Raw genomic sequence first — 10,209 nt, 5'->3', positions numbered from 1 at the left:
GACGTGGACTCCGCCCGCGACCCGCGGCCGGTCCAGCCCGCCACGTCGGCCCCGACCGCAGGGTCCCCCGACGTGGCGCCGCCCGCCGAGGTGCTGCGGCCGCTGGTCGCACCGGAGGAGATGGCACAGACGATCCGGGACATGACTGGAGCAAGTGAGGTGCACGAGGTGTTCGTCGACGAGTCCGGGAAGGACCTGCCCCGGCTCTTCTACGGGTCCGTCCGCAGCGGGTTCGTCTCCTTCCGCATCCGGTGGTACAACAACCCGCTGGTGGTGGAGGACGGCGGGCGACCACTGGCGCCGAGCCACATCTGCGAGCCGGCCGTCGAGCCGGACTGCACGACGCTGTCCGACGGCTCCCGTCTGCTGCGCGAGGACGTACGTCAGTCCGGTGGGACCGGGGTCCCGCCGACGTTCCTCGAGCGGTCACTGGTCCTGGCCACCCACGACGGCTGGCAGATCGACGTCATCGCGTACAACAGCACCGGCGAGAAGGAGGGCGTCGTGGTCGCCCCCGAACCGGTGCTGACGATGTCCCAGATGGAGGCGCTGGCCACCAGCGACGCCTGGTACGCGTGAGACACGTCAGGCCCGCGCGAGCCACTCGACCAACGGCCGCAGCGCCCGCCAGTCGTCGCGCACCAGCTCGAGCAGCTCGGGGGTGTGCACCACCGGCTCGAAGCCGATCGTCCGGCCGGCGAAGAGCTGCTTGTGCCGCAGCAGTCCGATGCGCGGGTGCTCCCGGTCGTAGCCGCGGGGCGCGGTCTTGAGCTGCTCGCCGCTGATCTCGTAGCCCTCGGCCGCGATGGTCTCGAGGATGCGCTCGAGCTCGGTGCCGCGCCGCTCCTCGGCCACGGCCGTGCGGAAGGCGCCGAGCTGCTCGCCGTCGGCGTCGTAGAAGCCGGCCCCCGTGCGCACCCCGCGCGCCGAGATCTCGACGTACCAGCCGGTGCGCGGAGCGATGCCGACGAAGGCGCCCTGGTGGGTCTTGTACGGCGTCTTGTCCTTGGCGAAGCGCACGTCGCGGTAGGGGCGGAACACCTTCGCGCTGCCGAACTCGGCCTCGAGGTCGGTGACCAGCGCGGTCATGGGGGCCTTGACCGACTCGGTCCACACGGTCTTGTGCGCCTCCCAGAACGACTTGGTGTTGTCCATCTCGAGGTCGTCGTAGAAGTCGAGGGCGGCGACGGGGAATCCGGTGAAGCTCACCCGCCCGACTCTAGTGAGGTCTGCCAGACTCACTCGCCATGAGCAGGCCCCACCTGGCAGCGGTCGTCGAGGACCGGTGGAACCGCGCCCTCGGCGGCGTCCTCGCGCGCCGGGGCTGGCGCCCGACGGTCGTGGGGTACGACGGCTACGGCGGCCCCGACTTCGTGCGCGTCCTCGCGCGCGTGGTGCTGGACCGACCGGCGGAGCGAGGGGCCCGGGGCAACGACCTGCGGCGCGGCTGGCGCAACTTCCTGACCGCCGAGCTGGGCGGGATCGACGTCACGGTCACGGTGGCCGGCGAGACCTTCGAGACGGTCACGGACCGGTCCGGCATCGTCGACGTGCGGCTGCCGCGGGGAGGGCTCTCGCCCGGCTGGCACGCCGTCGGGCTGACCACCGCCGGCGCCGAGCCGGGCACCGCCGACGTCCTGGTCGTGGGCGGTGACGTGGACTTCGGGATCGTCAGCGACATCGACGACACGGTGATCACGACCTGGCTGCCGCGGCTGCTCGTGGCGACGTACAACACCTTCCTGCTCGCGGAGGAGGCGAGGACGCCGGTGGCCGGGATGGCCGAGCTGTACGCCGAGCTGCTCGCCGATCGACCCGGCGCGCCGACCATCTACGTCTCCACCGGCCCGTGGAACGCGGCCCGGGCGCTGTCGCGCTTCCTGGCCCACCACGGCTTCCCCCGCGGCCCGCTGCTGCTGACCGACTGGGGGCCGACCAACACCGGCTGGTTCCGCAGCGGGCGCGAGCACAAGCTCGCGTGCCTGCGCGGGCTGGTCGCGGACTTCCCCGCGATCCGCTGGGTGCTCGTCGGCGACGACGGCCAGCGCGACCCGGTGATCTACGCGGAGTTCGCCCGCGAGCACCCGGACTTGGTGCGGGCGATCGCGCTGCGGGAGCTGCCGATGGGGCAGCAGGTGCTGGCTCACGGCACGCCGACCGAGCTGCACGAGGGGCGGCCGCCTCACGGGCGCCCGGAGGTGCGGGGCGCCGACGGCCACGTCCTCGCCGAGCGGCTGCGGGGTCTGGTCTAGCCGACCTCGGCCCACACCTGCTCGTCGCCGGCCTCGCCGAACGACGACAGGGTGACGATGCCGTCCGCGCACCCGGGCTCGCCGAGGAAAGCGTTGCCGGTGGACTCCGACTCGTAGGCGACGCTCAGGGCGGAGCCGTCCCAGCGCAGGAGGCGGGCGGGGTCGTCACGTCCCGCGGGGTCGCGCACGAAGAACGCGTCGCCGCCGCAGGGGATCAGCGTGCCGGTCGTGCCCCTGCCGAGCACCTGCACGCGGCCGTCCACGCTCGCGCTGAAGCGGGCGACCTCCTGGCGCTGCTCGCGCGGCACCTCCGACCAGATGACGCCGGCGGAGGTCGGGGCGACGTCCCAGGCCGTGCACGCGGCGGGACCCTCGACGGGCTGTGGCTCGCCGGCCTGGTCGAGCAGGTGGACCGTGCGGCACGCGACCGGGCGGGCGTCGTCGAAGGTCATCAGGCCCACCCCGTGCTCGCCGGCGGTCAGGTTGCTGAAGCCGGCCCGCTGCGGGGCGCACCAGCCGTCCTCGCCGTTGCCGTCACTCACCGCGAGCGTGGCCAGGCAGTAGTCGCCGCCCCGGCCGAGGGTGGGGTACCAGAGGCTGTCGTCGTACATCGCCCACGAACCGCCGTTGGCCGGCTCGGGGGTGACGATGTCGGTCTGCGTGCCGGTGGCCAGGTCGACGCGGACGGCCGCGCCGGACGTCGTCTCGCCGCCCGCGGCGAACGACACGACGGCCGTGTCGCCCTCGAGCAGCACGGCGTCGGTGCTGCGTCCCAGGGGGCTCGGTACGACCACCGCGTCACCGCCGCCGGTCGGCTCGAAGGTCACCTCGGTCTCGGTGGCGACGGCGGTCCAGGCCGCGCCCCGCACGACCCGGTCCTGGGGCCCGTGGCCGGTGGGCTGCCAGTCGAGGGGGCCGGCGCTCGGGGAGGGGGCCGAGGGCTCGGTCGACTCGCCCGCCGGCTCGCTGGCCGACCCGCTCGGCGAGGTCGGGCTGCTCGAGCCGTCGCCCCCGTCCGGGGAGTCCGCCCCGTCCCCGCACGCCACGAGGGCCGCGCCCAGGAGCAGCAGCAGGGCGGCCGCGAGCGTCGTACGGGTGCGGGTGGCGCGCAGCATCAGACCCCGACGTTGTGCTGGAAGTGGGCCTGGTTGGCCCGGTAGCTCTTGTAGGCGTTCTGCCACTGGGTGCGGGCGATCCGCGGCTCGGACGGGTCGAACTTGTTCTGGTCCCACGGCTCGAAGTAGCCGAGCTTGGGGCGACCTCCGGGGTTCTGGTCGAAACCGCGGCCGACCTGGAAGTGGCCGGAGGCGTCGTCGTCGAGGTAGGGGTAGTACTGCTTGAGCAGGATCGGGTGCAGGACGACCGGGGCGCGGTAGTCATGGACGTGCTTCATCATCAGCAGGTACCACTGCTTGAAGGTGAAGTCGCCGATGTCGAGCACGATGTACTCGCCGGCGTAGTCGGCCCCGCCCCAGCCGGTGGACTCGTTGACCACCTGCACCATGTCGGTGATCGAGGTGCCCGCGGTGGTGGTGCCCAGCTCGCCGGCCCAGTGCGCCTGGTTGCGCCGACTGCCGTCCCAGCCCCACGCGATCATCTGCATCGCGCCGGGGCCGCACCAGTAGTAGCGCTGCTGCGGACGGACCTGCTTCTGCTTGAGGATCTGGAAGGTCTCGGGGTAGTCCGCCGCGGTCTTGGGGGGCGGGGCGGCCGGCGCGACGGCGACACTGGTGTCGGTCGTGCTGGTGGTCGACGTGGTGGTGTCGGTGGTGGTGGTCGGGGTGTCGCGGGCCTGCGTGGAGAGCATCGCCTCGGGGTGGCGCTGGGCGAAGTCGGCGGGCAGTGGGACGCCCTGGATCTCGTGGCGCAGCAGCCAGACCTTCGCGACCGACTTGGCGGCGACGGTCAGCTCGAGCCGCTCGACGGCGGCGCGAGCCACCGGCGTCATCCGGGCCTGCTGGCGCAGGGCGGCCGCCGGGTCGAGGTCGCCGGTGCGCTCACGACCGGCCGGCGTGCCGGCGACGAGGCGGGCGGCGACCTCACGCTCGGTCKAGGTGGTCCAGCCGGTGCCCAGGCAGTAGCGCTGGCCGTCGAAGGTGGCACAGCGCGCGGCCGCGTCCGCCAGGGTGCGCGTCGAGGCGCTCGGGGAGACGCGGGCGCTCGTGCCCTCGCGGACGACGCGGTCGATCTCGGCCTGCATCGCCGGCGTGACGACGCCCGGCCCGGCGGTGCCGCTGGTGCGAAGCGCGGTGCTGGCAGCCTCGGGCGACAGGGCGGCGTCGGGCGTGGTGGCGTCGGGCAGGAGGGGAGCTCCCGCGGCCAGGAGGACGAGGGCGCCGAGGCCCGCGGCGACGGCGCGTCCGGGCGTCCGCCGCGGTGTGCTGGACGTCGTACGACGGGGGGCGGCGGGGGTGCTGTCCGAGTGCGGCATGGGGGGAAGACCTCGATCAGGAGCAGTGACGCTGGCCGTCACACTGTCCCCTCTGATCACAAAAGGCGCAAGTTTCTCACCAGTCACACCAGAAACACGGGACCGACACGCCGTGAATGACATGGATGTCATTCGTGTCCGCTGCGTAGTTTGGGACGTTCTGGTGGGGGATTCAGGCCGAACGCCTACCGATTCGTCCCACTACCCCGGGAGATCACGAAGGTCGCGCCGGAACTTCGGTAGTCCGTGACGAACGGACCCCGAATCGGGGCTCGGGAGGGTCCGATCGTCACGGACTACCCCGGGAAGGCGAAAGCCCCGCCGGGATCGGATCCGGACGGGGCCTGCGTGGAAGAACCAAGAACTGAACTGAACTGGAGCGGATGACGAGACTCGAACTCGCGACATCGACCTTGGGAAGGTCGCGCTCTACCAACTGAGCTACATCCGCAGGATGCGCCGGAATCGTACCCGACGCCGGCGCGGTCCCCGTGAGCGGCGCGGCCAGGGTCAGTCGACCGGCGCGAGGGTCGGCCGCTTGGGGGAGATCGAGTCCCCCGAGGAGCGGCCGGTGATCCTGCGGTGGATCCAGGGACCCAGGAACTCGCGGGTCCAGCGCGCGTGCTCGACCACCTGGTCCCGGCGACCGAGCAGCGGGCGGGGCTCGGGGTTGATGGGCGTGAGGACGTGGTCGATCCCGAGGGCGTCGAGGACGCGCCGCGCCATGTCCTGGTGGCCTGCGGCGTTGAGGTGCATCCGGTCGGTGTCCATGATCAGGGAGAGGTCGGCGTCGCGCATCCGCCACATGTCGACGAGGGTGACGTCGTGCCGGTCGGCGATCTCGCGGACCCCTTCGTTGAACAGCGCGAACCGGCCGCGCATCGCGGCGAAGACCCCGGTCGGGCCCGGGTCGAACACGGTGAACATCGCCACCCGCGCCCCGCTGGCGACCAGGCGGCCGATGGCTTCGTCGTACGCCGCGACGAGGGCGTCGACGTCGATGCGCGGGCGCAGGATGTCGTTGCCGCCGCCGTGGATCGTCACCAGGTCGGGGGCGAGTGCCAGCGCAGGCTCGAGCTGCTCGTCGAGGATGGCCGGCAGCTTGCGGCCGCGGATGGCGAGGTTGGCGTAGCCGAAGTCGTCGGTCCGGGGGGCCAGCACCTCGGCCACCCGGTCCGCCCAGCCGCGCAGGCCGTTGGGACGGGTGGGATCGGGGTCGCCGACCCCCTCGGTGAAGGAGTCGCCGAGGGCGACGAAACGGTGGAAGGTCACCCGAGCATTGTCCAGATCGCCTCGTCCCCCGCCGTCGACGGGTCGGGGTCACTAGGCTGCCCCCGTGCTGCTCTCCGACCGCGACATCCTCGCCGAGATCGACCAGGGCCGGATCGCCCTCGATCCGTGGGATCCCGAGATGCTCCAGCCGTCGAGCATCGACGTGCGCCTCGACCGCTTCTTCCGGGTCTTCGAGAACCACAAGTACCCGCACATCGACCCGGCGGCGGACCAGTCCGACCTCACCCGCGAGGTCGAGCCCGAGGGCGACGACCCCTTCATCCTGCACCCGGGCGAGTTCGTCCTCGGGTCGACGTACGAGGTCGTCAGCCTGCCCGCCGACATCGCGGCGCGCGTCGAGGGCAAGAGCTCGCTCGGCCGCCTCGGACTGCTCACCCACGCCACCGCCGGCTTCGTGGACCCGGGCTTCAGCGGCCACGTGACGCTCGAGCTGGCCAACGTCGCCACGCTCCCGATCAAGCTCTACCCGGGCATGAAGATCGGGCAGTTCTGCTTCTTCCGGCTCACCTCGCCCAGCGAGCACCCCTACGGCTCGGAGAAGTACGGCTCCCGCTACCAGGGCCAGCGGGGTCCGACCCCGAGCCGCTCCTTCCAGGGCTTCCACCGCACGACGATCTGATGGCGAGCGCCGCCGCGGTGCCCCTGACTCGCGCCCGAGGGTGGCACCTCGCCACGGCCGTGGTGGCCACCGTGGCCGTCCTCCTCCAGCTGGTGCTGGTCTGGCAGGGCAACGCCGTCCTCGACGACGTCGAGCCGCCGGCACTGGGGGAGCGGCTGGTCCGGTTCGTCGGCTACTTCACGATCCTGTCCAACATCCTGGTCGCCGTCGTGACGTGGACGCTCGCGCTGGCGCGTGACGGCGACGGCACCGGCTGGCGGGTGCTGCGGCTGACCTCGCTGGTGGGCATCGCCGTGACCGGGGTCGTGCACTGGTTCCTGCTGCGCCCGATCCTCGACCTGTCGGGCGCCGACTACCTCGTCGACAAGCTGCTCCACGTCGTCGTACCGCTGCTGGCCGTGATCGGCTGGGTGGCGTTCGGACCTCGGGGACGGATCCGGCGCAGCGACGTCCTGGCCAGCCTGGTCTTCCCGATCGCCTGGCTCGCCTACACGCTCGTCCGCGGGGCCGCCACGGGCTTCTACCCCTACCCGTTCCTCGACGTCGACGAGCGGGGGTACGCCGCCGTGGCGCTCGCCTGCCTCGGCGTCGCGGTCCTCTTCGTCGCTCTCGCCGGCGCGGCGTGGAAGGCCGATGACCGCCTGGAGCGGACCCCTCAACTGAAGTAAGGGGAGCCTAAGTTAGGGTTGCCTCAATTAGGCAAGCCTCACTAGATGGAGTTCCCCATGAACCGTGCCTCCCTGCGCGCCTCGGTCGCCGCCACCACGACGGGTCTGGTCGCCGCGATGCTGACCGGGTGCAGCACCGGCTCGACGTCCGACGACGCGACGGCCGGGGAGCCGACCGCCACCACCTCGGCCGAGGCCGACGCCTTCCCGGTCACCATCGAGCACGCCTTCGGCGAGACGACCATCGAGGAGGAGCCCACCCGGGTAGCCACCCTCGGCTGGACCGACCAGGACCACGCGCTGGCCCTCGGGGTCGTCCCGGTCGGCGCCACCAGGCTCACCTGGGGTGGCAACGAGGCCGGCTCCTCCGACTGGTTCGACGCCGCGGTCGACGAGGCCGGCGCCGAGGCCCCGGTGCGGTACGACGACTCCGACGGTGCGCCCATCGACGAGGTGGCCCAGCTGGAGCCCGACGTCATCCTCGCGACCAACTCCGGCATCACCGAGGCGGAGTACGCCAAGCTCAGCAAGATCGCGCCGGTCGTCGCCTACCCGGAGTTCCCCTGGACGACGCCGTGGCAGACCTCGTTGGAGATGGTCGGCGAGGCCCTCGGTCGCAGCGACCTCGCCGAGCAGGTCGAGGACGAGGCCGAGGCGGAGATCGACGCGGCCGAGCAGGCCAACCCCGCGCTGGACGGCGCCTCGCTCATCTACGGCTACCTCACCCCGGCCGACCTCTCGACCATCGGCATCTACGCCCCCGCGGACCCGCGGGTGGCCCTGCTGCGCGACTTCGGCATGGTCGACGCCCCGGCGGTCGACGGAGCGATCGACGAGGGCGAGTTCTACGGCACCGTCTCCGCCGAACGTGCCTCCGAGCTCGACTCCGACGTGCTCCTCACCTGGGTGGAGAAGCCCGGCGACGCCCAGACCTTCGTCGAGGACAACCTGCTCGGCCAGATCCCGGCGATCGCGTCTGGCCATTTCTACGCCGAGTCGAGCAAGGAGGTCGCGATGGCGTCCACCAACCCGACCCCGCTCTCGATCCCGGTCATCATCGACACCTTCATCCCGAAGGTCGTCGAGGCGGTCACCGGCTCATGACCGCCACGCCCGTCCTCGAGCACGGGTCGGAGGTCGGCCGCGGGGGCCGATCCCGGCTCCGGTGGGGGACACCGACCGTGACCGCGCTCCTCGTGGGCGCGGTCGCGGTGGCCTGCGTGCTCTCGCTCGTCGTGGGGGCGCGGTCGGTCCCGCTCGCTGCCGTCTGGGACGGGTCCCACCCGTTGCACAACGTCTCCCGCGCCCGGGTGGACCGCACCCTGCTGGGCCTGGCGGTGGGCGCCGCCCTCGCGCTCGCCGGGACCGTGCTCCAGGGGCTGACCCGCAACCCGCTGGCCGACCCCGGGATCCTGGGCATCAACGCCGGGGCCAGCTTCGCCATGGTGGTGGGTCTTTCCGTCTTCGGCGTCTCCGAGCTGCGCGACTTCTTGTGGATCGCCTTCCTCGGTGCGGCGGTGGCCGCCGTGCTCGTCCACGTCATCGCCTCCCTCGGTCGCGACGGAGCGACCCCGGTCAAGCTCGCCATCGCCGGAGCCGCCCTCACCGCGGCGGTGAGCAGCTGGACGACCGGGGTGCTCCTCGTCGACCGGCAGACGATGGAGACCTTCCGCCACTGGCAGGTCGGCACGGTCGGCGGCCGCGACCTCCAGGTGCTGCTGACCGGGGCACCCTTCCTGCTGGTCGGGGCCGTCCTCGCGCTGACCGGGGCCCGGCTCCTCAACACGCTGGCGCTCGGCGACGACCTGGCGCGCGGACTCGGGCGTCGTACGGCGATCGACCGCGTCGTCCTCGGGGTGGCGGTCGTCCTGCTCGCCGGCACCGCGACGGCGCTCGCCGGGCCGGTGGCCTTCGTCGGCCTGGTGGTCCCGCACGCCGTGCGCAGCCTCGTCGGCTCGGACCACGCACGCCTGCTGCCCCTCGCCGCGCTCGGCGGGGCCGCCCTGGTCGTCCTCGCCGACACCCTCGGCCGGGTGGTCCTGCCGCCCGCCGAGGTCCAGGTCGGCGTGATGGCCGCGGTGGTCGGCGTACCGGTGTTCCTCCTCCTCGTCCGGCGGGGCCGGTCCGGGAGCGGAGCGCTGTGACCGCCGCGCTGACCCCGGCCCTCACCGCGGCGCCGGGCACCGACGCGCTCGAGGTCGTCCGGGCGGCCCGGCGTACGCCGCGTCGTCGCTCCCGCCTCGTCGTCGGCGGCCTGGCCACGGTCCTCGTCGGCGCGTTCGCCGCCCGGGTGCTGCTCGGCGACTACACGATCACGGTCCCGGACTTCGTCCGGATCCTCACCGGCACCGACATCCCGGGCGCCACCTACATCCTGATGGAGAGCAAGCTGCCGCGAGCCGTGCTCGCGGTGCTCGCCGGGGTGGCCCTTGGGGTCGCGGGCGCGCTGTTCCAGACGACGCTGCGCAACCCGCTGGCCAGTCCCGACATCATCGGGGTGAGCCTGGGGGCCAGTGCGATGGCCGTCGTCGCCATCGCCCTGTGGGGGTGGCAGGGCCTGCCCGTCTCCGGAGTGGCCGTCCTGGGGGCCGTCGCCGTGGCGCTGGTCGTCCGGCTCGTCGCCGGTCCGCACGGCGGCCACCGGCTGGTGCTGGTCGGCATCGGGCTCGCGGCCGCCATGCAGTCGGTCATCCAGTACGTCTTCACCCGCGTCGACGAGTACGACGCCCAGCTGGTGCTGCGGTGGCTGACCGGCAGCGTCAACGGGGTCGCCTGGCCGACCATCCGCCTGCTCGCCGTCGTGCTCGTCGTGCTCCTGCCGCTCACGTGGTGGCTGTGCCGGTCGCTGCGCGCCAGCGAGCTCGGTGACGACACGGCCGCGGGGCTCGGCGTCTCGCGGACCCGCAGCGAGCTGCTCCTCCTCATGGGCGTGGTGCTCGTCGCGGT

Annotated in this window: 11 protein-coding genes and 1 tRNA gene; 7 read left to right on the top strand and 5 right to left on the bottom strand. The window is 72.7% G+C overall.

What is annotated here, in order from left to right; translation table 11 throughout:
- The coding region (locus tag AC1DQF_RS19795) for a hypothetical protein (protein WP_477526943.1) at nt 1-579 on the top strand (579 nt) is incomplete at its 5' end.
- 6 nt (nt 580-585) lie between these two features.
- Here the strand turns inward: AC1DQF_RS19795 and AC1DQF_RS19790 are convergent.
- Entirely contained in the window at nt 586-1,209 is a 624-nt protein-coding gene (locus tag AC1DQF_RS19790; RefSeq protein ID WP_477526942.1) for a DUF2461 domain-containing protein, read from the bottom strand.
- A 38-nt stretch (nt 1,210-1,247) separates the two neighbouring features.
- On the opposite strand from AC1DQF_RS19790, the gene AC1DQF_RS19785 reads away from it, so the two are divergent.
- Nucleotides 1,248-2,252, top strand: coding sequence for an App1 family protein (locus tag AC1DQF_RS19785; protein WP_477526941.1), 1,005 nt, complete (start codon nt 1,248-1,250; stop codon nt 2,250-2,252).
- Here AC1DQF_RS19785 and AC1DQF_RS19780 read toward each other — a convergent pair.
- The 4 genes from AC1DQF_RS19780 to AC1DQF_RS19765 form a co-directional block, all read right to left on the bottom strand.
- The gene (locus tag AC1DQF_RS19780) at nt 2,249-3,367 is read right to left on the bottom strand and encodes a hypothetical protein (RefSeq protein WP_477526940.1); all 1,119 of its coding nucleotides are present in this window, start codon (nt 3,365-3,367) and stop codon (nt 2,249-2,251) included. The genes AC1DQF_RS19785 and AC1DQF_RS19780 overlap by 4 nt on opposite strands.
- Nucleotides 3,367-4,683 carry a C39 family peptidase gene (locus AC1DQF_RS19775; RefSeq protein ID WP_477526939.1) on the bottom strand — a complete coding sequence of 439 codons (1,317 nt, stop codon included), beginning with the start codon at nt 4,681-4,683 and terminating at the stop codon, nt 3,367-3,369. The genes AC1DQF_RS19780 and AC1DQF_RS19775 overlap by 1 nt, the downstream gene beginning before the upstream one ends.
- 375 nt (nt 4,684-5,058) lie before the next feature.
- Nucleotides 5,059-5,134: transfer RNA gene (locus AC1DQF_RS19770), tRNA-Gly, on the bottom strand.
- Nucleotides 5,135-5,193: 59 nt separating this feature from the next.
- Nucleotides 5,194-5,955 (bottom strand): SGNH/GDSL hydrolase family protein, encoded by a 762-nt coding sequence (locus tag AC1DQF_RS19765; RefSeq protein ID WP_477526938.1) that lies wholly within the window; start codon nt 5,953-5,955, stop codon nt 5,194-5,196.
- A 64-nt stretch (nt 5,956-6,019) separates the two neighbouring features.
- Between AC1DQF_RS19765 and dcd the strand changes: the two genes are divergently transcribed.
- The 5 genes from dcd to AC1DQF_RS19740 all read left to right on the top strand — a co-directional run.
- A complete protein-coding gene (gene dcd / locus AC1DQF_RS19760) occupies nt 6,020-6,595 on the top strand; it encodes a dCTP deaminase (protein ID WP_477526937.1) in 576 nt (191 codons plus the stop codon).
- Entirely contained in the window at nt 6,595-7,263 is a 669-nt protein-coding gene (locus tag AC1DQF_RS19755; RefSeq protein ID WP_477526936.1) for a Pr6Pr family membrane protein, read from the top strand. The genes dcd and AC1DQF_RS19755 overlap by 1 nt, the downstream gene beginning before the upstream one ends.
- Nucleotides 7,264-7,308: 45 nt before the next feature.
- Nucleotides 7,309-8,367, top strand: coding sequence for an ABC transporter substrate-binding protein (locus tag AC1DQF_RS19750; protein ID WP_477526935.1), 1,059 nt, complete (start codon nt 7,309-7,311; stop codon nt 8,365-8,367).
- Nucleotides 8,364-9,407, top strand: coding sequence for a FecCD family ABC transporter permease (locus AC1DQF_RS19745; protein WP_477526934.1), 1,044 nt, complete (start codon nt 8,364-8,366; stop codon nt 9,405-9,407). The genes AC1DQF_RS19750 and AC1DQF_RS19745 overlap by 4 nt, the downstream gene beginning before the upstream one ends.
- Nucleotides 9,404-10,209, top strand: an 806-nt coding sequence (locus AC1DQF_RS19740) for a FecCD family ABC transporter permease (protein WP_477526933.1), incomplete at its 3' end; no start/stop codon positions are given. The genes AC1DQF_RS19745 and AC1DQF_RS19740, both read left to right, overlap by 4 nt.

This window comes from Nocardioides sp. P4_G4, from assembly GCF_056401085.1.
Note: the sequence above shows the minus strand (reverse complement) of the source record. Positions and strands in the feature narration are given on the sequence as shown.